The 23360-nt window shown below is 64.7% G+C and carries 24 protein-coding genes; 14 read left to right on the top strand and 10 right to left on the bottom strand.

Annotated features, from left to right (window positions below; all coding sequences use genetic code 11):
* Positions 1-67: 67 nt before the first annotated feature.
* Positions 68-433 (bottom strand): hypothetical protein, encoded by a 366-nt coding sequence (locus CHB87_RS02065; protein ID WP_089406712.1) that lies wholly within the window; start codon positions 431-433, stop codon positions 68-70.
* Positions 434-532: 99 nt separating this feature from the next.
* On the bottom strand, positions 533-892 hold the full coding sequence (locus CHB87_RS02060) for a DUF3592 domain-containing protein (protein ID WP_089406711.1): 360 nt from the start codon (positions 890-892) through the stop codon (positions 533-535).
* Between the two features lie 166 nt (positions 893-1058).
* On the opposite strand from CHB87_RS02060, the gene hisS reads away from it, so the two are divergent.
* Complete coding sequence (gene hisS / locus CHB87_RS02055; protein WP_089406710.1) at positions 1059-2348, top strand: histidine--tRNA ligase; 1290 nt, start codon at positions 1059-1061, stop codon at positions 2346-2348.
* The gene (locus CHB87_RS02050; protein WP_089406709.1) at positions 2345-2965 is read left to right on the top strand and encodes a GNAT family N-acetyltransferase; all 621 of its coding nucleotides are present in this window, start codon (positions 2345-2347) and stop codon (positions 2963-2965) included. The genes hisS and CHB87_RS02050 overlap by 4 nt, the downstream gene beginning before the upstream one ends.
* A 120-nt stretch (positions 2966-3085) precedes the next feature.
* Here CHB87_RS02050 and CHB87_RS02045 read toward each other — a convergent pair whose 3' ends face one another.
* A complete protein-coding gene (locus CHB87_RS02045) occupies positions 3086-3721 on the bottom strand; it encodes a hypothetical protein (protein WP_089406708.1) in 636 nt (211 codons plus the stop codon).
* A gap of 364 nt (positions 3722-4085) precedes the next feature.
* On the opposite strand from CHB87_RS02045, the gene CHB87_RS02040 reads away from it, so the two are divergent.
* The 4 genes from CHB87_RS02040 to CHB87_RS02025 all read left to right on the top strand — a co-directional run bounded on the left by CHB87_RS02040 (position 4086) and on the right by CHB87_RS02025 (position 6429).
* A complete protein-coding gene (locus tag CHB87_RS02040; protein ID WP_089406707.1) occupies positions 4086-4637 on the top strand; it encodes a YceD family protein in 552 nt (183 codons plus the stop codon).
* Positions 4638-4724: 87 nt separating this feature from the next.
* Complete coding sequence (gene rpmF / locus CHB87_RS02035) at positions 4725-4913, top strand: 50S ribosomal protein L32 (RefSeq protein ID WP_089406706.1); 189 nt, start codon at positions 4725-4727, stop codon at positions 4911-4913.
* Between the two features lie 37 nt (positions 4914-4950).
* Positions 4951-5964: a phosphate acyltransferase PlsX gene (plsX, locus tag CHB87_RS02030; RefSeq protein WP_089406705.1), complete on the top strand. Its 1014-nt coding sequence runs from the start codon at positions 4951-4953 to the stop codon at positions 5962-5964.
* A gap of 132 nt (positions 5965-6096) precedes the next feature.
* Positions 6097-6429 carry a hypothetical protein gene (locus CHB87_RS02025; protein ID WP_142988163.1) on the top strand — a complete coding sequence of 111 codons (333 nt, stop codon included), beginning with the start codon at positions 6097-6099 and terminating at the stop codon, positions 6427-6429.
* Between the two features lie 139 nt (positions 6430-6568).
* Here CHB87_RS02025 and CHB87_RS02020 read toward each other — a convergent pair whose 3' ends face one another.
* Both CHB87_RS02020 and CHB87_RS02015 read right to left on the bottom strand, forming a co-directional pair.
* Positions 6569-7165, bottom strand: a complete 597-nt coding sequence (locus CHB87_RS02020; protein ID WP_089406703.1) for a Maf family protein — start codon at positions 7163-7165, stop codon at positions 6569-6571.
* A 236-nt stretch (positions 7166-7401) separates the two neighbouring features.
* A complete protein-coding gene (locus CHB87_RS02015; protein ID WP_089406702.1) occupies positions 7402-8322 on the bottom strand; it encodes a D-hexose-6-phosphate mutarotase in 921 nt (306 codons plus the stop codon).
* Positions 8323-8380: 58 nt separating this feature from the next.
* Here CHB87_RS02015 and CHB87_RS02010 point away from each other — a divergent pair, with 58 nt between their 5' ends.
* Positions 8381-9043, top strand: coding sequence for an HAD family hydrolase (locus CHB87_RS02010; RefSeq protein WP_089406701.1), 663 nt, complete (start codon positions 8381-8383; stop codon positions 9041-9043).
* Positions 9044-9223: 180 nt separating this feature from the next.
* Here the strand turns inward: CHB87_RS02010 and CHB87_RS02005 are convergent, their stop codons facing one another.
* A complete protein-coding gene (locus CHB87_RS02005; RefSeq protein WP_089406700.1) occupies positions 9224-9937 on the bottom strand; it encodes an endonuclease III domain-containing protein in 714 nt (237 codons plus the stop codon).
* A gap of 90 nt (positions 9938-10027) precedes the next feature.
* Here CHB87_RS02005 and CHB87_RS02000 point away from each other — a divergent pair, with 90 nt between their 5' ends.
* Positions 10028-10276 carry a hypothetical protein gene (locus tag CHB87_RS02000; protein WP_089406699.1) on the top strand — a complete coding sequence of 83 codons (249 nt, stop codon included), beginning with the start codon at positions 10028-10030 and terminating at the stop codon, positions 10274-10276.
* Positions 10273-10704: a type II toxin-antitoxin system VapC family toxin gene (locus CHB87_RS01995; RefSeq protein ID WP_089406698.1), complete on the top strand. Its 432-nt coding sequence runs from the start codon at positions 10273-10275 to the stop codon at positions 10702-10704. Before CHB87_RS02000 ends, CHB87_RS01995 begins: the two co-directional genes overlap by 4 nt.
* Before the next feature lie 2 nt (positions 10705-10706).
* On the opposite strand, the gene CHB87_RS01990 is transcribed toward CHB87_RS01995, so the two are convergent.
* From CHB87_RS01990 to CHB87_RS22435, 4 genes are all read right to left on the bottom strand, one after another.
* Complete coding sequence (locus CHB87_RS01990; protein ID WP_089406697.1) at positions 10707-11624, bottom strand: isoaspartyl peptidase/L-asparaginase family protein; 918 nt, start codon at positions 11622-11624, stop codon at positions 10707-10709.
* A 283-nt stretch (positions 11625-11907) separates the two neighbouring features.
* Positions 11908-13308: a lipopolysaccharide biosynthesis protein gene (locus CHB87_RS01985; RefSeq protein ID WP_089406696.1), complete on the bottom strand. Its 1401-nt coding sequence runs from the start codon at positions 13306-13308 to the stop codon at positions 11908-11910.
* Positions 13309-13569: 261 nt separating this feature from the next.
* A complete protein-coding gene (locus CHB87_RS01980) occupies positions 13570-14115 on the bottom strand; it encodes a hypothetical protein (RefSeq protein ID WP_089406695.1) in 546 nt (181 codons plus the stop codon).
* 124 nt (positions 14116-14239) lie between these two features.
* On the bottom strand, positions 14240-15793 hold the full coding sequence (locus CHB87_RS22435) for a YXWGXW repeat-containing protein (protein WP_217896996.1): 1554 nt from the start codon (positions 15791-15793) through the stop codon (positions 14240-14242).
* A gap of 454 nt (positions 15794-16247) precedes the next feature.
* On the opposite strand from CHB87_RS22435, the gene acnA reads away from it, so the two are divergent.
* The 5 genes from acnA to CHB87_RS01950 all read left to right on the top strand — a co-directional run bounded on the left by acnA (position 16248) and on the right by CHB87_RS01950 (position 23298).
* On the top strand, positions 16248-19121 hold the full coding sequence (acnA, locus tag CHB87_RS01965) for an aconitate hydratase (protein WP_089406694.1): 2874 nt from the start codon (positions 16248-16250) through the stop codon (positions 19119-19121).
* Positions 19122-19144: 23 nt separating this feature from the next.
* Positions 19145-19531, top strand: coding sequence for a hypothetical protein (locus tag CHB87_RS21755; protein ID WP_142988162.1), 387 nt, complete (start codon positions 19145-19147; stop codon positions 19529-19531).
* Positions 19525-19974: a PIN domain-containing protein gene (locus tag CHB87_RS01960; protein ID WP_089406693.1), complete on the top strand. Its 450-nt coding sequence runs from the start codon at positions 19525-19527 to the stop codon at positions 19972-19974. The genes CHB87_RS21755 and CHB87_RS01960 overlap by 7 nt, the downstream gene beginning before the upstream one ends.
* A 23-nt stretch (positions 19975-19997) precedes the next feature.
* Complete coding sequence (locus CHB87_RS01955; RefSeq protein ID WP_089406692.1) at positions 19998-20792, top strand: RNA methyltransferase; 795 nt, start codon at positions 19998-20000, stop codon at positions 20790-20792.
* Positions 20793-20931: 139 nt separating this feature from the next.
* Positions 20932-23298 (top strand): S9 family peptidase, encoded by a 2367-nt coding sequence (locus tag CHB87_RS01950; RefSeq protein ID WP_245817765.1) that lies wholly within the window; start codon positions 20932-20934, stop codon positions 23296-23298.
* Positions 23299-23360 lie beyond the last annotated feature (62 nt).

Below are 23360 nucleotides of genomic sequence, written 5' to 3'. Positions count from 1 at the left end.
CGCCAAACGCCGGATGGGCTGCCCGAATCAATCGGCAGCCCATCCGGCGTTTGGGTTCAATTAGGGTCTAGTTGGACGGCGGAGGCGCGGGCGCGGTAGCGGCGGGCGCGGTTGCCGCCGACTTCTGGGCGGCCTTCTCCTGCGCATTGGTCGCCTTGTTCTGCTGCTTGACCGCCTTGGCGTTTTCCTTCGCGGCCTTGGCCTGCGCCTTGGTGGCGCTCTCCTGCGCCTTCTGCTGCTTGCGCTGCGCCTTCATCTGGTCCTTGGTCAAAGGCGCGGTGGAGGTCGGCGCGGTTGGGTCGGCGGGAGCGCCACTGGCGGCCGGGGCAGGCGGGGTTGCCGGGCTGGGCGTCTGCTGGGCGGAGGCCAGTACGGCGATACAGAGGAGTGCGATGGTGGCGACGATCTGAAACCGGAGACGAATCTTTTCCATAACGGGGCTTCCTGGGCCCATTGCAGCCGATCTTCGTAAGACGCATCTCGCGTCACGGAAGATAGGATGACTGCGGAGTCATCCGGGATGCTAAGCCGTTTACTCGGCCAGTTGAAAAGGCAGAACGCCAGGATTGTCCGACGCCAGGGCGTAGTTTTCGAAGGGATCCTTCGGGTTATAACGGACCTTCAGCTTCGCCTCGGGCGTGACCTGCGCGGCCAGCGATTTCGCATAGTTCTCGACCGGAAACCAGACGCTGAAGGCCGACCCGTACGCCGCCTGCCCGTCGGCCTCGAACCGGTAGGAGAGCGCAATCTCAAACGCCAGCTCGTCCTTTGCCTGAACCTGTTTGGCCTCCGCGTGCAGAATGCGCGCCTGCATCGCGGGCAGCGACCGCGCGCGGCTAAGGCGGCGCTTCTGCTTGAAATCCTTCAAGAGATTGGCAATCGGGTTGGCCATGGCCGAATTTTAGCGCAGGTCAGAATCTTCGGGCGCCCCATCCTTCGCGCTCTTGCGAAGGGTGGGACGTAAGACATTCGAACGATGTACTTCCCACCCTTTCGATGAAGCCGAAAGGATGGGGCGCCCAAGCTGCCTGACCGCACTTTCGTTAGACTGGAAGACTATGGCAATCGTCAAGGCAGTCCGTGGCACCCGCGACCTTCTCCCTTTTGAAACCGAGCTCTGGAACCGCGTGGAGGCGGTCGCCCGCAGCGTCTTCGCGCGCTACGGCTTCGGCGAGATCCGCACCCCGATCTTCGAGGCGACCGAACTCTTCGCGCGCGGCGTAGGCGAGGAGACCGACATCGTCTCCAAGGAGATGTTCACCTGGGAGGACCGCGCCCGCGCCGCCAGCGAGAAGTCGCAGAGCCTGACCCTGCGCCCGGAGAACACCGCCGGAGTCGTCCGCGCCTACATCGAGAACAAGCTGGACGCGACCGGCAACCTGCAGAAGCTCTACTACATCGGGCCACAGTTCCGCCGCGAGCGCCCGCAGAAGGGCCGCTACCGTCAGTTCTTCCAGATCGGCGCGGAGGTCATTGGCCCGCAATCCGCCGGCTCCGAGAGCCCTGTCCGCGACGCGGAGATTCTGGAGATGCTCTCCACCCTGCTGGACGAGCTTGGCGTGAAGGGATGGCAGCTCGATATCAACTCCGTCGGGTCGTCGACCGATCGCCCGCGCTACGTCGCAGCCTTGAAAGAGGCTTTGGCCCCGGTCAAGCACCGGATGTGCGAGGACAACCAGCGCCGCGCGGAGACCAATCCGCTGCGCGTGCTGGACTCCAAGGACGAGAACGACCAGGAGATCATCAACGGTCTGCCGAAGATCGCGGACTTCCTCGACGCGGCCTCCACCGAGCACTTCGCGCAGGTCCGCGCGGCGCTCGACGCCAGCGGCGTGCCCTACCGGATCAACCCGCGCCTCGTCCGCGGGCTGGACTACTACACCCGCACGACCTTCGAGTTCACCGTGCCGGACGGCAGCGGCCTGGGCACGCAGAACGCGCTGCTGGGCGGCGGACGCTACGACGGCCTGAGCGAGATGCTGGGCGGTCCGCGCGCGCCGGGCATCGGATTCGCCATCGGCGCGGATCGTCTGATCCTGATCCTGCAGGCGCAGTACCCCGAGGCGACGGCGAAGCAGCTCGACGCCTACATCGCCCCCATGGGCGTGCCGCAGAACGCCGCCGCGCTCGCGCTGGCGCGTGAGCTGCGCCGCGCCGGCCTGTCGGTCGAGGTGGGCGACGGCAGCTTCCGCCTGAAGAAGAGCTTCGAGGCCGCGGACAAGGTCGCCCGCAGGGTCGTCATCCTCGGCGAGGACGAGGTCGCGACCGGCATCCTGACCGTGAAGACCTTCGCAACCGGCGAGCAGGTCAAGATCGCCCGCGCGGACCTCATCGAGAGCTTGCGATGAATCGCTATCAGCCGTCGCCCGGAGCGGTCGAGTTCAAACCGGTCACCTTGACCGGCGACCTGGTGCGTCTGGAGCCTCTGACGCTCGACCATCACGACGATCTGGTCGCGGCGGTGAAGGACGGCGAGCTCTGGAAGCTCTGGTTTACCTTTCCGCCGGAGCCGGAGAACGTGCGCGGCGAGATCGAGCGACGGCTTGGGCTGCAGGCCGCCGGGTCGATGATTCCCTTTGCTGTCATCGACCTGGGCTCCGGGCGCGCCGTGGGGATGACGACCTACATGAACATCCAGAGCGCCCATCGCCGGGTCGAGATCGGTTCTACCTGGTACGCGAAGAGCGTGCAGCGCACGGGCATCAATACCGAGGCCAAGCTGCTGCTGCTCACACACGCGTTCGAGGCGCTGGACTGCATCGCGGTCGAGTTTCAGGTTCACAGCATGAACCAGCCGAGCCGCCGCGCGGTCGAACGCCTCGGCGCGAAGCTCGACGGTGTGATCCGAAACCACTCCTTCACGCGCAACGGCGCGCTGCGCGACATGTGCGTGTACAGCATTCTGCCGTCCGAATGGCCGACCGTGAAGGCGAATCTGCAGTGGCTGCTGACGAAGCCGCGATAGAGCATCCGGGTCTGCATGCGAAGTCATGGAATGCAAGAAAACAGCCCCCGCACCGGAATGTCCGGGCGGGGGCTGGGGTCGCACGGGCCTTGCGGCCGGGCGAGCAAACTGGGGAGAAAGCTACTTGAGCGACGTCGCGCTGTGCGCCGCCACCTTCGTCGTGGCCGCGAGGGAGGTCGCCGGGTGCGTGGCGCTGAAGGAGCCGGCCTGCGACTTCTTCGCGTCGACCGCCTCGATCACGCCGACCAGGTCGCTGGTGGAGGCGACCATCTGCGGGCCGGCGGCGTGAACGCTATAGCGCAGCTCGCTGGTCTCGACCGGCTGCGTCTTGGCGGCGGTCAGTTGGACGAAGTACTGCGGGGTCGCCGAGACGGCGGCGACCGTCGGGGCGGTCGTCAGGTAGACGACGCTCTTCACGCGGTTGCCGAGCGTGCCGGCGAAGTCCGAGACCGTGGCGCCGGCCGGCTCGCTGGTGACGACCAGGAAGCGGCTGTTGGCGTCTTCGTTGCCGATGAACTGCGTCAGCTCGGCGCGCTCGTCGGCGGCGGACTGGTTCGGCAGAACCTTCATCGCGAGAACGCGGTAGCCTTCGCTGGCAAGCTCGAGCGAGAGGTTCTTCCAGTCGGCATCGGCCTGGGCGGCGCTGTGTACGAGCAGCACGGTGGGCTTCTTTTCGGCGTGCGCGGCGACGGTGGGGAGGGTCATCGCAAGGGCTGCAACTGCGGTCGTCAGTTTGGTGCGCGTGGTCATCTTCATGGTTGTCTCCTGAACCTGCTCCCGTCGCGCGGTGCGAAGTCTGGCCGGACCTCGTTTCGCTTGCGGCGTCCTGCCCGGGGAGGCAGGTCTGGTTGGTGTTCCGTGAAATCTAAAATCGACTCGCGTATACGCAAGACCATAATATCCACGATTGAACATCATTGTCAAAATTATTTTTCGCGATCAAGCGTGGCGCGGTTTTTTCCGATGACGTCGTGCGGATTTTCCGCGCGGTTCCAAAATTTGTTGCATCTTTTGAATCGATCCGGCGGAGCGGTGTAACCCGCGCGCAGGGAGCGGGTTAGGGGCGTCGCCCGAGCTTCGAGTTGACCCCGCGGTCTCCACCCCATACGCTTAAGGCAAGATGCTGATCACCCCGCTCCAACTCGAAAAAGAAGCTCTGCACTTTGAGGAGAGCATTCCTGCCGGCGCGATCGACTATGCGCCGGACACCCGCCAGACTGGCCTTATGTCGGTAGAAGGTCAGGCCGACCTGCTGCTGGAGCATCGCGGCCCGCAGGATACGGTGCAGGATATCCGCATCCGCGCGCACTATGCGGCGGAGTTCGAGGTGCTGTGCGCGCGCTGCGTCGACCCCGTCCTCAACCCCGTGGAAGGCGACTTCGACCTCATCTTCCGGCCCGAAGAGGCCGATGCGGAGGCTGGCGAACGAGCAATTACGGCAGACGAGACCGAAATCGGGTATTATGGAAAAGGTGGTCTTTCGCTTGAGGATGTCGTGCGAGAGCAGGTGCTTCTCTCCCTGCCCGGACGGACGCTCTGCAAGCCCGACTGCAAGGGCCTTTGCCCGCGTTGTGGCCAGAACCTGAACGTTGCAACCTGTAAATGCGCCGAGACCGAGGTTGATCCCCGGTGGAATGCGCTTGCGGGTCTCGCTGGTCATATCGAGCACTAAATTGCAGGACCGAGTTTTGCGCGGTGTGAGGCGCCTTGTTCAGAGCGCATTCCGCAGCCAACCAGAAGAGTTTGAAGGGATACCGAAATGCCTAATCCGAAACGGCGCCACTCCGCACAGCGCACCGCCAAGCGTCGCAGCCATGACTTCCTCACGCCTGTGAACAGCAACCTCTGCCCCAACTGCCAGGAGCGCAAGCTCCCCCATCGCGTCTGCCCCAAGTGCGGCGAGTACAAGGGTCGCGTCATTGCGGGCGTAGCGAAGGTCGCAGCGTAACTATCATCAAGCAGCAGAACCCAGACGATCGAGCGGAATGCCAATCGACATCGCAGTAGATGCAATGGGTTCGGACAAGGCCCCTGAATCGGAGATTCAAGGGGCCATCCTTGCGTGCCGCACCCTGGAGAGCGATATTCGCGTTCGCCTGGTCGGCCCGGAGGGAACGCTGGCTCCTGCCCTGAAGACGGCGCTGCGAGGCGCTCGCCTGCCCATCGAGATCGTTCACGCGAGCGAGTGGATCAGCATGGAGGATAAGGCCGCTCAGGCGGTCCGCTCCAAGCGCGACTCCAGCATGCGCGTGGGCCTGAAGATGGTCCGCGAGGGCCGTGCGGCGGCCTTTCTCACCGCGGGCAACACCGGCGCCGCCATGGCGACGGCGAAGATGGTGCTCGGCTCACTGGCCGGCGTCGACCGGCCCGCGCTGGCGACGATCCTGCCGACGATGAGCGGGCAGCCCTCGCTGCTGCTTGACGTCGGCGCCAACGTCGACAGCGATCCCGAGAACCTCGTCCAGTTTGCCGTCATGGGTCACATGTATGCGCAGAATGTGCTGGGAATCTCCAGTCCGCGCATTGGCCTGCTCTCGATCGGCGAAGAGGACACCAAGGGCAACTCGCTTACGCGGGATACCTTTCCGCTGCTCAAAGCGCTGCCGAATCTCAACTTCATCGGCAACGTCGAAGGCCGCGACCTGTTCAACAACCGGGTCGACGTGGCTGTCTGCGATGGCTTCGTCGGCAATGTGGCGCTCAAGAGCATCGAGGGCGCGGCGAAGCTGTTTAGCACGCTGCTGCGCGAGTCGCTGAAGTCGACCGTGACCTCGCAGGTCGGCGCGCTGCTCTCGCGGCGTGCGTTTTCGGACTTTAAGAAGCGGCTCGACTACTCCGAGTACGGCGGCGCGCCGCTCTTGGGCGTGCGCGGCGTGTGCATCGTGGGGCACGGCTCGTCGAACGCGAAGGCGATCATGAACGGCATACGCGTGGCGGCGGAGTTTGCGCATGCCGAGGTGAATGCGGGGATTGAAGCTGCTTTGCGGCCGCAGGCTTAGCTGGCGCCGGGCGTTTTGAAGATAGGCCAAGGCTTTAGCCTTGGCGCCAAACTCAGGAATGACGCGGGCTTTAGCCCCTGGGGTATGCTCCGTTCTTTTGCTGCGGATCGTCCCAGAACGGGATACAAGGACATGCGAAAGAGCGGATGGGATCAGGTCGAGGCCGAAGTGAATCAGGTCTTGGCGCTGAACCCGGATCCGTTCGATTCACGCACGATCGCCAATGTAGGTGACCTTTTGGAGGTATGCCGAGCCGGCGTTGCGCTTCCAACCGATGTCTGTAAGGGTTACTGGACTACAGTCAGGTTCTTGTGGAGCGGCTCTGAGATCGAAGTGTATGAGGACCGTTTGGAGGTCTACCGCTTCCTTGAGAGCAGGTTTCATGTTTGGTATGAGGAGCACGTAGCCGGAGAGCCGTTCACTCAGAAGTTCCTGGATACGTTGAAGACGTTTGTGACGGAATGATCCAACGTCGGCCCCATGCGAGAGCGTACCCCAGGGGCTGAAGCCCCGCTTCATGGCTGCTTGTGAGTGCCAAGGCTGAAGCCTTGGCCTACCTGCAGGCTCCTTGACCTACCCCAAAGCTAAGTCCTCTCCAAACGAGCTACTTCACCCCCGGCGCAATTGCCTCGGCCAGCAGCGCGACCACCCGTGCGATCGGCAGGCCGACGACGTTGTAGTAGTCGCCCTCGATGCGCGGAATCCAGCGCGCGGCGTAGCCCTGGATGCCGTATGCGCCGGCCTTGTCGAGCGGGTGGCCGGTGGCGACATAGGCGGCGATCTCGTCCGGTTTGATGAGGTTGAAGGTGACCTGCGTGATCTCGACGTCCGAGCAGACGCGCTGCGAGGTGACGGCTGCGACGCCGGTCATCACGGCGTGGGTGCGGCCCGAGAGCAGGGTGAGCATCTCCTCGGCCTCGGCGGCGTGGGCTGGCTTGCCGAGGATGCGGTCGGTCTCGGCGATGACCACGACGGTGGTGTCGGCTGCGAGGACGATCAGCGGGTCTTCCGGCGTGTCGCGGTGCGCGTTCAGCTTGTGGACAGCCTGCGCCTTCTCGACCGCCAGCCGCTGCACGTAGGCGGCTGCAGCCTCATCGGGCAGGGGCGTCTCGTCCAGGTCGGCGGCCTGCACCTCGAAGGTGAGACCGGCCTGGGTGAGGAGTTCGCGGCGGCGAGGGGAGGCGGAGGCGAGGATGAGCATGGGAGTCCGTTCGTATGGATTACAGGGTTTGGTATTGCTAAGGGCACGGCTTCAGCCGTGCCGTAAACGCCTTATGGCTAATCCGGCTTTAGCCGCTGAGGTATCGTTTTCGTTCGAGCTGCCTCAAGGCGAGAACCGTACCTCAGCGGCTGAAGCCGCAATCCAAGTCCGGAGCTAGTGGCACGGCTGAAGCCGTGCCCTTAACCAAGACCGCTCAACATCAATCTGTCTTCCATTCAGACTGATTCGATGCCGATGTGGGCGGTCATGGAGTGGCTTTCGCCGGGCGTGAGCGTGATGGCGTTCTCGAAGCCGTTCACCGTCTCCACGCAGACGAACTGGTGCGACTGGCTGGCGTCCAAATCGGCCATGCCCTTCCACGGGTTCCAGACGACGGAGGTGTTCGAGCCGGACTTGTCGACGTGGATCCTGCGGGCGTTGACCGTGTCTTCGATGACCACGTTGGCGGTGGTGGAGGGCAGGGCGCGGTCGGTCTCCTGGGTGAAGAGGAAGGGTTCGGCGGGCATGTGCTTCGTGGCCATTCCGTCGGTCTTGTCGTAGTAAGTCGCGCCTTCGAGGCCGTGGACCAAGGTCTTCCCGGCGTCGCCGACGGCGAAGTAGGTGTGGAGAGCCTCTTCGAAGACGAGCGGCTCTGTGCCGCCGTTGGCGACGGTCAGCTTCATGGTCAGGGTCGCGCCGAGCGAGAGCTCGTAGACGGCGCGGAAGTGGTCGAAGCCAAGCGCCTGGCTCTCGGGCGAGGGGTCGAGCGTCAGGACCAGCCGCAGCGAGCCGTCGGCGGGCGAGAGCGCGGCAAAGGCGACGGTCCAGCTCTGCAGGCGGGCGAAGCCGTGCATGGGGCCGTCGGCGCGGTCGCCGGTCAGCGTTACCTTATGGACGCCGGTGCGGGCGCCGAACCAGGGGAAGCAGATCGGCACGCCGCCGCGGATGGCCTTGTTCGCGGCGAACTCGGACTTGTCGCTGAGGAAGAGGACCGGCTTCTGCCCGGTGGGCTGCCAGTGGGTCAGGTGCGCGCCGTGCAGGTAGACGGTGGCGGTGCAGGCCGGCGTGGTGATCCGCGCGCGGGTAAGGCCTGCGTGATCTTCAAAGGCGAGGACGCCCGGGAGTCCGAAGTGGTCGTTGAGGGTCGCGATGTCCATGTTGGGTAGTTTATGCCCCGGCGGGCGTTCGGTGCATCTCAGGGCGTGAGGTGAGGGGATGATTGAGGCGCTGCTGTGCGATATCGACGGAACACTGGTCCAGAGCAACTGGCTGCACGCGGAGGCGTGGCAGGTCGCGTTCGCCGGGATGGGAATCAAGCTCGAGATCGAGGACATTCGCCAGCAGATCGGCAAGGGCGGAGATGAGCTTGTGCCTGTGTTTGTGCCGTGGTGGCTGCGGGATCACGTGCAGGAGCCGCTGGAGGCCTATCGTAAGTTCGTCTTCCAGACCGGCTTTCTGCATCGCGTGGAGCCGCTGCCGAAGGCGCGCGAGTTCCTGGTGCGGTTGAAAGAGGCTGGCATCAAGCCAGCGCTCGCGAGTTCGGCCAGCAAGCAGGATCTCACGACGTATAAGAAGATCGTCGGGATGGAGGGCCTGATCGACGAGGAGACGTCAGCCGACGATGCAAAGCGCAGCAAGCCTCATCCGGATATCTTCTCCGCTGTGCTGTCGCGGCTTGGGGTCAAGCCGGCGAAGGCGCTGGCGCTGGGCGACACTCCCTACGACGCGGAGGCCGCGGGCAAGGCCGGGGTGTGGACGATCGGCGTCTGTTCCGGGGGCTGGACGGAGAAGGAGCTGCTGGCGGCTGGATGCATCGAGGTTTATAAGGATGTGGCGGAGCTGCTGGAGAGGTTCGAGGAGTCGGCGCTGATGCGGTAGCTGAGTTTTCCTGCGCTATCTCAAACGCATGTCATCCTGAGCGCAGCCGAAGGAGCTGCTTCTCTTGTCACGGCCGAGGTGCTTCGGGAGAACAGCAGGTCTTTCGACTGCGGACGCGCGATGAGACTGCGCATCCCTCCGCTCAAGATGACAGGCATTTGGGCGAGGCGGGAAAGGAGCCTACCCCGCCGTATTGCGCTGGCCGGTGGGGCATACCGCCAACAGCGGGCAGGCCGCGCACTTCGGCTGGTCGAAGGTACAGTAGGTCTGGCCATGCAGCTTGATGAGCGAGTGGTGATGGTCGAGCCGCTCGGCGTCCCAGCTCTCGGGGACCAGGCGCATCAGGCGTTCTTCGGTGACGGCGGCGTCGGCGCGTGGCGTCAGGCGCAGCCGCTGGGTCACGCGCAGGTGGTGCGAGTCCACGCAGAGGGCGCGCCGGCGCAGGGTGGAAAAGTTGACCACCGCAGCCGAGGTCTTGGGGCCGACGCCGGCGAACTGCTCCAGCCACTGGCGAATCTTGTCCGTGCGGTACTTGGCCAGGAAGTCCAGCGTCAGCGAGCCGTAGCGCGCGGTGATCTGCTGCAGCGCGGTCTTCAACTGCGGGGCCTTGACGTCGGCAAAGGTCGCGGCCTGGATGGTCTGCTCGATCTCGGCGACGGGCGCGTCGCGCAGGTTCTCCCATGTGCCGAAGCGCGCGCGGAGATCGCGCAGCACCTGGTGCGAGTCCTCGGTCTTGGTGCGGGAAGACAGGATGGAGTAGATGAACTGGGTGAGCGGGTCCCACACCTCGCGCGGCTTCACCTCGGCGCCGTACCGGGCCTCCAGCAGCGCGTCGATTTCGACGAGACGCGGGTCCGGCTGGTTGGCTTCGGGGAAGAGTGGGGCGGGCTGCATTGTGTTCTATTTTATGCGCTCGCGCGGACAGGCGCTTGCTTGACACCTAACTTCTAAATTCCCATACTCGGATCAGCGGAGGAGCCAGCGATGAGCGTTGAGATTCACGAGCCCGAGATCGAAGCTCTGATTGAGCGGCGGATGGCGAGCGGCGTCTTCGAAGATGTCGAGGACGTGCTCCTTTACGCGTTGAAGTCTGCGCCGTTCCCCTCCGGGCCCGCGTCGGAGAGCGACCGAGAGAATCAAAGTCTTCGCGAGATGTTTGAATCCGTTCGGGGCTTGGCGGACGACATCGAGTTCACCCGCAATCCTTCCATGGCTCGCCCCGTCGACCTGTGAATGGCTTCCTGCTGGACACCAATATCCCTTCCGAGCTGATTCGCATCCAGCCAGAGCCACGCGTAATGCGCTGGGTATACGGGCAGGAAGAGGCTCTTCTTTTTCTGAGTGCGATGTCGATCGGAGAGCTACGTCGCGGATTTGTAACGTTGGCTCCCGGCAGGCGACGCACCCAGCTCGAGAACTGGCTTGAAGGAACGCTGCTACAACGATTTCAGGGGCGAATTCTTCCCGTCGATCACATTGTCGCGAACCGTTGGGGAGTCCTCGATGGACAGGCCCAGCTCGCCGGCAAACCGATGAGTACGGCGGACGGGCTGATCGCCGCGACAGCCCTGGAGCATGGGCTTACGCTGGTGACTCGCAATATGAAAGATTTCGTTGGGCGTGGCCTGACACTTCTCAACCCATGGGATGAACTTCCGTAAGTTCAGTTTCGCGTCACACCCAGCCGTTGCCCATCCGCAGTCGCAATGCCCCAGGCCATTCTCGGCGTATTGTGCGCGAGGCCCAGCGAGCCGTCCGGGCCGATGAGGATAATGCCGCCGTGTCCGCCGAGGCGCTGGTAGAGGTAGGCAATGGCCTCTTCGGCGGCCTGCTGCGGGGTGGCGCCGGCGGCTACGCGGTCGACCGCCCACTTGCCCAGCACGAGCTTCATGATCGGCTCGCCCCAGCCGGTCAGCGAGACGGCGGCGGAGTGGTTGTCGGCGTAGCAGCCGCAGCCGATCAGCGAGCTGTCGCCCACGCGGCCGGGCGCCTTGTTCAGCGTGCCGCCGGTGCTGGTGGCGGCGGCGAGGTGGCCTTCGGCGTCGATGGCGACCGCGCCGACGGTGTCGTGCGAGGCAAGATGGCCGGAGAAGGTGGTATCGGGCAGGCCGGCGAGTTCGGCCTCCTGCGCGGCGTAGAGGCGTTTCTGCTCGCGCGGCGTGACGAGGTCGGTGTTGTGGCAGGGCAGCATGCCGTGCTGCAGCGCGAATCGCTCGGCGCCGGTTCCGACGAAGTAGACGTGCGGGCTCTTTTCGAGCACCAGCCGGGCGGCGCGGATGGGGTTCTTGATGCGTTCGACGCAGGCGACGCCGCCCGCGCGCAGGGTGTTGCCGTCCATCATCAGGGCGTCCATCTGGACGCGGCCGTCGTTGGTGAGGAACGATCCGCGCCCGGCGTCGAAGGTCTCGTCGTCTTCCATGACGGCGACGGCGGCCTCGACCGCGTCGATGGCCGTGCCGCCCTTTTCGAGCAGCGCGTAGCCCGCGGCGAGGGCGTTGGCGATGCCGTTTTCGTGGGCGTCGATCTCGGCGTCGGGCATGGCCCAGGCGCCGCCGTGGATGAGCAGGGTCGGCTTGTGCATTGAGTCAAGGGTATAGGGTTCAGGGGGCAGGGTCCAGAGATGGCGTCGGGGTGAAGCCCTCTCCCAGCGGTCGCGACGCCTGTGGCTTTTTAAGGGCATGGCTTCAGCCATGCCGCTCGGTTGGTCGCGAATCCGGCTTCAGCCGCTGGGGTTCTGCTTTCGTTCGTGGCGCCGCCGGGCTACAAGCGTACCTCAGCGGCTGAAGCCGCCAACGGGATGCGGTCTGGATGGCACGTCTGAAGACGTGCCCTTAACACTGCGTGGGACTCCCGATACCCAGCCACTATGACTCGAGCGCGGGTTTGGACCGCCGCAGCCTGCGCAGCAGCGCCTGCGGATGCAGCGCTGGCGGCACGGTCAGCAGGCTGCGGAGGAACTCCGGCAGCGTATCGTGGGCCAGCTTCAACGACTCCGGCAGCACGTAGAGGTTCATCAGCAGCTCCGAGATCAGCAGTGAGGCCGCCGCGCCGTAAAGTCCGTAGTGCTGCGCGGCCAGCCACGTGATCCCCACCGTGACGCCCGTCGCGGCAAGGTAGACGCCGGCCAGCTTCTGGTGGTTGTTCGTCGCCGTCATGACCGTTGAGCTGGTCGACCAGAGCGAGAAGAGCACCACCACCAGCAGCAGCAGTGAGAGCAGCGGACGGCTGGGCGGCACGTGGCCGGAGGTCCAGTGCGTCAGGAACCAGGGGCCGAGCGCGATCATGCCCGCGACGACGACCGCCGCCAGCAGCAGCGCGGACTGACAGGCGCGCCTGTGCAGCGACCGGATCAGCCCCGCGTTGCCCTGCGCGAAGGACTTCGAGAACTCCGGCTCGAAGGTGCTGTTGACCATCTGGACCATCTGCAGCGCGACGCGCGAGACCGTGCGCGCGGTGCTGAAGACGACCACCGCCGTCGGCCCCAGTGCATAGCCCACGGCCAGCAGCGTGCCGGTCAGGTTCAGCGAGATGCCGATGGGGAAGCCCATGAAGGCGATCGCCGGCACAACCAGCGAGCGCACCTCGTCCATCGAGGCGTGCGACCAGCCGTAGCGAATCCAGGGGATGTCGCGGCGCACGAGCACGATGAGCAGGATTGTCCCGGCGACGTTGGCGGCGGCGTAGACCAGGGCCGTCGCGCGCGGGCCGTAGCCGAGCCCCACGGGAATCAACATGCAGGCGAAGGAGACGAGCGAGATCGAACTCTTGACGAAGCTGCCGTAGGGGTACCGGCCGACGGCGCGATAGGCCGACTGCAACAGCGTCTCCAACTGTCCGAGCAGGATGGAGAAGCCGAGATAGACGAGGATCCAGCGTGTGTCGGCGGGCGAGATCGCGTGCAGACGGAGCTTTTCGGAGACCGGCAACAGGTAGATCAGCGCGGCGCCGACGGAGCCCGAGATGGCGAGCAGGCCGACGATCAGCCACCATGTGCTCTGGAAGACGCGCAGCGCGCCTTCGCGGTCGTCCTGCGCGGCGAGCATGTTCATCTTGTTGCCCGCGACGTTGCCGAAGCCGATGTTCGAAAAGCTGAGATAGGTGGGGATGGAGGTGACGATCAGCCATTCGCCGAAGAGCGTCTCCGGCCAGAAGTGCAGGAAAAACGGCACCTGGACGAACTGGATGATGGATGTCCCGAGCTTCGAAACCCAACCGGAGAGGAAGCCGAGCATCAACCGCCGGCGAGTACCGCTATCGATGCTCATGCCTCTGATTATAGGGAATGGGAGCGCGAGGGATAAGGCTTAGGACGGAGGGGATAAGATCGAGACTCATTGCCTGGTGTCATCGCGCCCGCGATGTTTGTCATCCTGAGCGAAGCGCAGCGGAGTCGAAGGACCTGCGTCTTGCTTGTGGCCGCACAGAAGACTGCACCGACTAAGGCCAAAGCAGATCCTTCGCTACGCTTAGGAGGACAACATCCCAAGCCGCTACTCTTCTTCTTGCCGCTTCTCTTCTTCCTATTCCTACTGCGGAGGCGGCGCCGGCGCCGGAGTCGCGGGTGTGGTGTTCAGGGTTGGCAGTTGGACGGGCGCTGTATCCGCCGGCCCAGGTGCGTCGTGGATGCCTTCGGGATCGGGCGTCACGGGCGCGCGCGGCGCCTCCTGCATGGTGGGGGCATCCTGGATGCGGGGTTCGTTCTGGACCTTGCGGCGGTTGGCGTCGTATGCCTGCACCTGCGCGTCGTTCACGGCCTTGGTCGCCTGCGAGGCGGCCTGTTGCTGGGCGAGCAGACGCGCGTCCTGCTCGCGCTGCGCGTCGGTGCGGATGGGCGTTGTGGCGGGCGCGGGCTGTGTCTTGGACGCGGCCGCCGCTGCACGGCGTCTGCGGCGCGGACGCGCGGGGGCGACGGGCGTCTGGATCGCGGGTGCGGACTGCGCGGTTATCGAGCTGGAAGCCTGGGCCGCGGCGACATGCGGGGCGATCAGCAGGCCCAGGGTGAGCGCGGTGGCGAGCGCGGCCCAGAGCAAGCGGCGTTGAATGCGGGAATCGACGACGGCGGTGTGGACCATGGTGTGTCTCCGTGCCTCTCACCATTGGATGCAGGGGCGAGGGTGGGGGTTCATTCGCATGGCGGAGACGAAAAACGCCGCCGAAGACGAATCTTCGGTGGCGTCTTTCGCGAACAGTGAGGATTTAGTGGTGGCCTTCGTGCTCTGCCGGCGCGGGATGCGGCTGCGCCTGCGGGTGAGGCTGCTGGGGTTGGGGATGAGGCTGTACCTGCGGCTGCGGGCGAGCCTGCTGGGGCTGCGGCGCGGGCCGCTGCTCAGGCTGCGGACGCGCTTGCTGCGGTTGCGGACGCGCCTCGGGCTGAGGACGCGGCTGCGCCTGCGGTTGAGCGCGGTGCGCCTCCTGCGGACGAGCCGGCTGCTGGATTGCGTGCTGCTGCTGAACCTGCATATTGCGTTGCACCTGCGGATTCGGCTGCGCCGGACGCTGTGGCTCTGCCTGCCGGTTCTGCTGGGGCTGCGGATGTGCCTGCTGCTGGTTCGGCTCAAACCGCTGGTTCGGCTGCTGAACGTGCGGCTGCGTCATCTGGTTCGGGGCCACGCGGTTCGGCTGCTGCTGACCGAATCCGCCGCGCTCCGGCCCCTGCACCGCGCGCGGAGCGCCAGCCGCCGGGGTGTTCGTCGGACGCGCCCCGCCGCCGAATCCGCCGCGTGCCGGCGCCTGAATGCCCCGATCGGCCGGCAGGTTGCGGGTGACGACCGCCTGCGCCGGGGCGCCGTGGTTCTGGTTGAAGAACTGCTGGCGATCGCCCTGCGCCTGCCGCGCATGCTGAATCTGCGCCTGCATCGGCGGAGTGTGGTTTTCGCGCAGCGCGGCGATCTCCGCCGGGCGCGGACGTACGTTCAGGCCGCCGGGCCCGCCGTTATAGCTGACGCGTACATTGTTGGTCACCGTCACGTTGCGCACATAGACGTTGTGGAACGTGTTTACGTTGATGCGGTTGACGGCGCGGTTGTAGAAGAAGTGGTTGTTGTTCCAGTACCCACCCTCGTACCCGAAGCCGGTGTAGCCGAAGCCATACGGAATGCCGCCGTAGAAGCCAATGTGAAGACCCCAGTAGCCGCGATGGAAGCGGTAACGGTTGCCATAGTAGCCCCAGTAACCGGGCGTCCAAAGCGCACCGGCATAAGGCGCGGCGACCCATGCGCCGGGCACCCAGTAGTATCCGCCGGAGGGCGCGTAGTCCCAGTAGCCAGGGGTCCAGAGGTCGTCCGGTTCGGGTGCTTCGGGCTGCGTATAGACCGGCAGCGGCGGTGGAGCCTGGTCGGCCTCGAGCGCGGCCTGTCCGGCATCGACGTCGGTCTGGTAGGCGCCGTTGTCGTAGTACTGGGAATCGTCCTGGGCGTAGCCGCCAGAGGGCGCCTGGCGGACGATGGGCGCGGGGCCGTTCTGATAGCTCTCACCCTGCTGGGTGGTCTGGCCCTCGGCGCGGATGCCGAGCACCTGTCCGGACTGCTGGCTGGAGCTGGTCTGCGTGGTCGATTCGTTCGCCGGCGCCAGGTTCGCGGCCGCGGGGTCCGCACCGGTCTGGTTCTGCTGCTGCACGAAGCCGTCGGCGCCGCTGGTGGTGTTGCTCTTGCAGCCGGTTGCGGCCAGCGAAAGGGAGAGCGTTGCGATGCCCAGGGCCGTCGTTGCCGTCCAGATCTTTCCGTAAGTGCCTGATACCTTTGTGCGTTTCATCGTGCCATCCTCGTCGTGCAAATACATGTGATGCAGATGCTAACGCTCGCGTCTGGAACAAGTTGTCATAAACCGACCTCAAATCCTGGGTGCCCCATCCTTCGACCGATTCTGGGCGAAGGTTGGGACGAATATGTTTGAGCCACGCACAACAGGTCCCGGCGAGTTACGTCCCACCCTTCGCAACCGCGCGAAGGATGGGCACCCAAGCGTTGGAAGTTGTCCCTCTAAAAAATCTCGCGCCACGCGCCTGCCGGTGGCGTTAGACTGAAAGTCGATGGCAGGCTGTCTTCCCAGCACGAAGCGCTTTCGTCACGGTCGCCCCGACCGCGGTCGCGCCTGAAGTTCGTTTTGCCCAATTCCTCCCGATTACCATCTCTTCGACTTTGAAAGCCCGCCCCCTCGCGCCGGCTTTTACGAACCTGCCCCGACGAACCTTTTCAGGAGATACGCCTTGAGCTCGACGACCCAGCACCCCGACTCCTTCCAATCGAAATCGACCCTCACCTCCGGCGCCAGCGCCGTGACGCTCTACCGGCTGGCGGCGCTCGAAGCCGCGCTGCAGCTCGAAACGCCCGGCCTGAAGCTCTCGCGGCTTCCTTTCTCGCTGCGCATCCTGCTCGAAAACCTGCTGCGTCATGAGGACGGCGGCTCGGTGACGGCGGACGACATCAAGTTCCTCGCCAAGTGGGACCCCAAGGCGGAGCCCTCGCGCGAGATCGCCTACATGCCGGCTCGCGTGCTGATGCAGGACTTCACCGGCGTGCCGGCCATCGTCGATCTCGCCGCCATGCGCGACGCCATGCGCGAGCTGGGCGGCGACCCCGAGAAGATCAACCCGCTGCAGCCGGCCGAGCTGGTCATCGACCACTCCGTGCAGGTGGACGAGTTTGGCACGGCGCACGCCTATGACTTGAACGCCGCGCTCGAGTTCACGCGCAACCGCGAGCGGTATGCGTTTCTGAAGTGGGGTCAGACGGCCTTCAACAACTTCTCCGCCGTGCCGCCGGGCATGGGCATCTGCCACCAGGTGAACCTCGAATACCTTGCGCGGGTGGTCTTCACGACCGCGCCGGCTGAGGATGGAACCGTCACCGCGTATCCCGACACGCTGGTCGGCACGGACTCGCACACTACGATGGTCAACGGCCTGGGCGTGCTGGGCTGGGGCGTCGGCGGCATCGAGGCAGAGGCCGCCATGCTGGGCCAGCCGGTCTCGATGCTCATCCCGCAGGTCGTCGGCTTCAAGCTGACGGGCAAGCTGAAGGAGGGCACCACCGCGACCGACCTCGTCCTGACCGTGACGGAGGCGCTGCGCAAGCTGGGCGTCGTCGGCAAGTTCGTGGAGTTCTATGGCCCTGGCATCGCGGAGCTGCCGCTGGCCGACCGCGCCACCATCGCCAACATGGCGCCCGAGTACGGCGCGACCTGCGGCATCTTCCCTGTGGACGAGGAGACGCTCAATTACCTGCGCCTGACCGGTCGCACCGACGAGCAGATCGCGCTGGTCAAGGCGTACATGACCGAGCAGGGCATGTTCCACACCGCCGAGACCCCCGAGGCCGAGTACTCCGCGACGCTCTCGCTCGACCTGGCTACGGTCGAACCGTCGCTCGCCGGACCGAAGCGCCCGCAGGACCGCGTGCTGTTGTCGGGCGCGGCGGCCAGCTTTGCGAAGGCGCTGCCTGCGCTGCTGGGGCCTGCCGGAAATAAGTCGGTCGAGCGCCAGATGGTGCGTTGGGAGGGTGAGGGCGGAAGCGACCTCTCGGCCAGCGCCATCGCGTCGCCCGCAGGCGGCGATCTGGTGCAGGTCGAGACGCTGCCGGTCGCCAGCCTGACCGTCGCGCCGACCAGTGTGCAGGGACGTTTTGGCGTCGATCCGGACAAGTATCTCGACCATGGCTCGATCGTGATTGCCGCGATCACGAGCTGCACGAACACCTCGAACCCCTATGTGATGATCGCCGCCGGGCTTCTCGCCAAGAAAGCGGTGGAGCTGGGTCTGAAGACGCCGCCCTGGGTGAAGACCTCGCTCGCGCCCGGCAGCCGCGTCGTGACCGACTACTACACCAAGGCCGGGCTGCTGAAGTATCTGGACGCGCTGCGCTTCCAGGTGGTCGGCTACGGTTGTACGACTTGTATCGGCAACTCCGGCCCGCTGCCGACCGACGTCAGCAAGGCGATCGAGGATCACAGCCTGGTGGCGGTTTCGGTGCTCTCGGGCAATCGCAACTTCGAGGGCCGCATCTCGCCGGAGGTGCGCGCGAACTACCTGATGAGCCCGCCGCTGGTGGTCGCGTATGCGCTGGCCGGTTCGATCAACCACGACTTCGCGACCGAGCCGATCGGCTTCGGCCACGACCGCAAGCCGGTCTACCTGAAGGACATCTGGCCGACGCAGGCGGAGGTTTCGGCGACCGTGGCGAGCTGCATCGACTCGACCATGTTCCGCACGCAGTACTCGACGGTCTCGGACGGCGACGCCAACTGGCAGAACCTGAAGTTTCCCGAGGGCGACACCTACGGCTGGGAGCCGGATTCGACCTACATCCGCAAGGCCCCTTACTTCGACAACATGCCCGCGACTCCGGCCGACGTGCAGGATATCCGCGCGGCGCGCTGCCTCGCGGTGCTGGGCGATTCCGTCACGACCGACCACATCTCCCCGGCGGGTTCGATCAAGCTGAACGGTCCGGCGGGCAAGTACCTGCTCGAACATGGCGTGGCCAAGGAGGACTTCAACAGCTACGGCAGCCGCCGCGGCAACCATGAGGTGATGGTGCGCGGCACGTTCGCGAACGTCCGCCTGCGCAACAAGATGGCGCCGGGAACGGAGGGCGGCGTCACGCGCCTCTTGCCGGAGCTGACGGGCATGTCGATCTACGATGCGTCGGTGATCTACGCCGAGCGCGGCACTCCGCTGGCGATCCTCGCCGGCAAGGAGTACGGCTCCGGTTCTTCGCGCGACTGGGCAGCGAAGGGCCCGCGCCTGCTGGGCATCCGCTTCGTCATCGCGGAGAGCTACGAGCGCATCCACCGGTCGAACCTGGTCGGCATGGGCATCCTGCCGCTGCAGTTCGAGCCGGGCGAATCGGCCGAGACGCTCGGACTGACGGGCGAGGAGATCTTCGATATCGTCGGGCTGAAGGACATGCTCGACTCGAAGTTCGCCGCGGGCAAGAACCTGACGGTGAAGGCGGAGAACGGCACCGGCACGACGCTCGAGTTCCCCGTCACGGTGCGCATCGACACCCCGCAGGAGATCCTCTACTACCAGCACGGCGGCATTTTGCAGTACGTGCTGCGGCAGTTGGCGGGCAAGGCGTAAAATCGCAGCAAGTGGAGGCGTCTATGAGTCCTGGCGATGTGCGTAAGTTCAAACGCGGAAGCGGAAACGCGGTCGTTATTGGCCATGGACTCTGGGCATCTCGTCAGGGCAAATGGATTCATATCCACCTGACCGGTCCGGACGATTCACATACGACTGTGACAAACAACCCTGAGAGCGTGCGGTTTCATCGCACGCTCTTTCGGGATCTTCGTCGAACTCTCATCAAGCAAGGCTGCTGGTCTTTCGGTGAGGAAGGTGCCGAGACGCTGGATGGGGCGGGTCATGCCCCTGATCCGCGATACGCGCATAAGGACGAAGCGATCGCCGCGCGTTATCGACCGATCCAACTGCGTGGCGAAGGTCTTTCGGCGTCCGAGATCGTTCTGCGCGACCGGGAGAGATTCTGATTCTCCATTTTATCGATACGAGCGCATTGCTGAAGCTCTTCGTTCTGGAGAAAGGCAGCGTGAAGATGCTGCACTTCGCCAGCACTGAAGACGACCGGAACAAGATCGTCTGCACGCTTACACAAGTGGAAGCTACATCCGCCATCTGCAGGCTGCGGAAAGAAAACCGTATGAGCCCTGCGGAGGCGACGTTGGCGCTCAACCTGCTAGCGAACGAGGCGAGGCGGCTCGTCCTGCAACCGATCAATACTTCGGTGCATGACGAGGCCATGGCGTTGATCGACCGGCACTATTTGCGTGCGTTGGATGCGTTGCAGCTCGGCAGCGCCATCGTCGCAAGAGATCGCCTGGCGGTAACGCAGATGCGTCTTATCGCATCGGATAAGGGTTTGAAGGATGCAGCATTGGCTGAAGGCTTCGAAGTATGGGACCCCTGCGACTGAGCTGCGGACGGTAGAATCTAGATATGCAACCCAACCAGCAGGACCGGCTCGTCGTCATCCTCGTCCGCGCCAGGAACCCTGCCAACATCGGCGCGGTGGCGCGTGCGATGCACGATCTCGGCTACGCGCATCTGCGCATCGTCAATGAGTTTCATGTGCCGTTCGAGGCGGCAAAGTCCGCGGTGGACGCCAGCTCCGTGCTCGAAGCCGCGCGCGAGTACGCGACCGTCGCCGAGGCTACCGCCGACTGCACCTTCGTCTACGGCACGACGGCCGTCGGCGAGCGCGTGCTGCAGCATCCGCTGCACATTCTGCCGGAGGCGACCGGCAGGATCGCCGATGTTCTATCGGGAGATCCCGCCGGCCGCGTGGCCCTGCTCTTCGGCTCCGAGAAGACTGGCCTGACCAACGACGAGCTGAGCCACTGCCACGCGCTGCTGACCATCCCGATGAACACGCGTACTGCCCATCTGCATCCGGGCCGGCATCTTTCGATGAACCTCGGGCAGGCGGTGGCCGTGTGTCTGTATGCCATCGCGCAGCAGGCTGCGGTCGATACGCCGGCGGTTGTGGAGACGAAGGCGAGCGCCGCCGATAACGACCGTCTGCTCGGCATGCTGCGCGAGGTGCTCGACCGCGCGGGCTACACGCGGCGTAATCCGGCCAATGCGCGCGAGGCCAACCTGCGACGTCTCATCCTGCGCATGGGCCTGAGCGTCACGGACGCGCCGGTTTGGACGGGTATGCTGCGGCAGCTCATGCGTGTGCTGCCGCGTACGTCCGATGCAGGTGAAGACTCGTCTAACGAAATGGACTGAGTCACACAGCTTGGGCGCCCCATCTTTCGGCCTTATCGAAAGGGTGGGAGGTAGGATGTTCGAGGTTTATACGTCCCACCCTTCGCAAAGGCGCGAAGGATGGGGCACCCGGGCTGTTGAGCTTCTGGAGATCACAAGTATGTTCGTACGCAAGCTGCTATGCCTATCTCTCTTCACCGTCGCGTTGCACGCCCAGCAGCCGCGCGTCTACACCGCCGCCGACTACGCGCAAGCGGAGAAGTTCATGAGCTACAACACGGACAAGCTCGTGCTGCATTCCGTGGACAAGCCCGCATGGCTGGCCGATGGACGCTTCTGGTATCGCGATCAGGGCGCGGATGGCTTCACGTACCTGCTGGTCGATCCGGCGAAGAAGACGAAGGCGCCCGCGTTCGACCATGCGAAGCTGGCCGCTGCGTTGACCTCGCTGCGGCTCGCGAAGAAAGAAGTCGACCCGAAGCAGTTGCCCGCATTGCAGCTTGCGTTGAAGGGCGATGCGTTGAGCGTGAAGCTGTCGCTTGGCGGCAAGCCGGTGACGTGCGCGCTTGCGGACGCCATCGCCTGCATCGTGGCGAACCCGCCTGATAAGAAGCTCGAACCCGGCGTCGCCTCGCCCGACGGCAGGCGCAGCGCCTTCATCCGCGACTGGAATCTGTGGGTGCGCGACACGGCCACGGGCGCCGAGACGCAGTTGACCAGGGACGGCATGAAGGACTACGGCTACGCGACCGACAACGCCGGTTGGTCGCACTCCGACAGGGCCATTCTGGTCTGGTCGCCCGACTCAAAGCAGATCGCGACCTTCCAGCAAGATCAGCGCAAGACCGGCGAGCTTTACCTGACCAACACGACCAACGGGCACCCCACGTTGACCACGCTGAAGTATCCGCTGGTGGGCGATGAAAATGTAACCATGATTGAACGTGTTGTGATCGACGTGGATGCGAAGAGGACGGTGCGGCTGAAGATGCCGCCCGATCAGCACCGGTCTACTATCTGCGACGATGTGGCGTGTCGAGGCGTGTGGGACGATGTGCAGTGGTCCGCCGACAGCCGGACGCTGGGCTTCGTGTCCAGCTCGCGCGATCATAAGCAGGCCTGGATGCGCGTGGCCGATGTGAAGTCCGGCGCGGTGCGCGAGGTGATGAACGAGGTCGCGCCGAAGTTCTTCGAGTCCGGCGACAACAAGGTGAACTGGCGCTATCTGCCTGCGTCGAACGAACTGCTCTGGTTCTCCGAGCGCGACGACTGGGGCCAGCTTTATCTCTACGACCTGACCACGGGCAAGCTGAAGAACCAGATCACGGCGGGCGAGGGCAACGTCACGCAGGTGCTCTCGGTCGATGAGAAGAATCGCGTGATTTACTTCCTGGCCGTGGGCAAGGTTCCCAGCGTCGATCCTTACTTTGAGATGTTCTATCGCGTCGACTTCGACGGCAGGAACCAGAAGCTGTTGACGCCGGAGCCGGTGAATCACCAGGTGACGTTGAACGTTGCGAAGAGCCAGTTCGTCGACGTGCTCTCTTCCCCCACGCAGCCGCAGGAGACGGTGGTGCGGGACATGACGGGCGAGGTGTTGATGGCCGTCGCGCACCAGGATATCGCGCGTCTGAAGGCCTCGGGCTGGACCGCTCCGGTGCCGATCGAGGTGAAGGGGCGCGACGGGTTGACGGACCTTTACGGCATGCTCTTCAAGCCTTCGAACTTCTCGACCGACAAGGTCTATCCAATCGTCGATGTGGTCTATCCCGGACCGCAGACGGGTTCATGCGGCACGCGGCAGTTCATGGCCGCGCATCGCGATTCACAGTCGCTGGCGGAGCTTGGCTTCATCGTCGTGTGCATCGACGGCATGGGCACGCCGAACCGCTCGAAGAGCTTCCACGAGGCCTACTACGGCAACCTCGGCGACAATACGATCCCGGACCAAGTGGCCGGCATACGCCAGCTCGCGGAGCGGTATCCGTGGATCGACATCGACCGCGTCGGCATCTGGGGGCACTCCGGCGGCGGCAACGCCACGGCCGCAGCGATGTTTCATTACCCTGACTTCTTCAAGGTGGGCATTGCCGAGAGCGGCAACCATGACAACCGCGACTACGAAGACGACTGGGCGGAGAAGTGGGCCGGCCTGGTGGTGAAGAACGCCGATGGCACGAGCAACTATGACTCGCAGGCGAACCAGAACTCCGCGCAGAACCTGAAGGGCCACCTGCTGCTGGCGCACGGCACGCTGGACGACAATGTGCCGCCCTCGAACACGCTGCTGCTCGTCGACGCGCTCATCAAGGCGAACAAGGACTTCGACCTGATCATGATTCCGAACGTCCGCCATGCCTACGGCCCGGCCAGCCAGTACATGACGCGTCGCCGGTGGGACTACTTCGTGCGCTACCTCGCGGGCGGGACGCCGCCGGTGGAGTACAAGATGACGGAGTTCGATCCGGTGGCCGCAGCCGCGGCTGCCGGGCCTGACGATGCGGGCGAAGACGATATGCAACCGTAAAGGTTACGTTTTGCTGTTTGCTTGAATCGCCAAGGAATGTTGTCATCCTGAGCGCAGCGAAG

The sequence above is a fragment of the Granulicella rosea genome, from assembly GCF_900188085.1.
GTDB classification, from domain to species: Bacteria; Acidobacteriota; Terriglobia; order Terriglobales; family Acidobacteriaceae; genus Edaphobacter; species Edaphobacter rosea.
The sequence above is the reverse complement of the archived record's forward strand: the minus strand, read 5'-3'. Positions and strand labels throughout refer to the sequence as shown.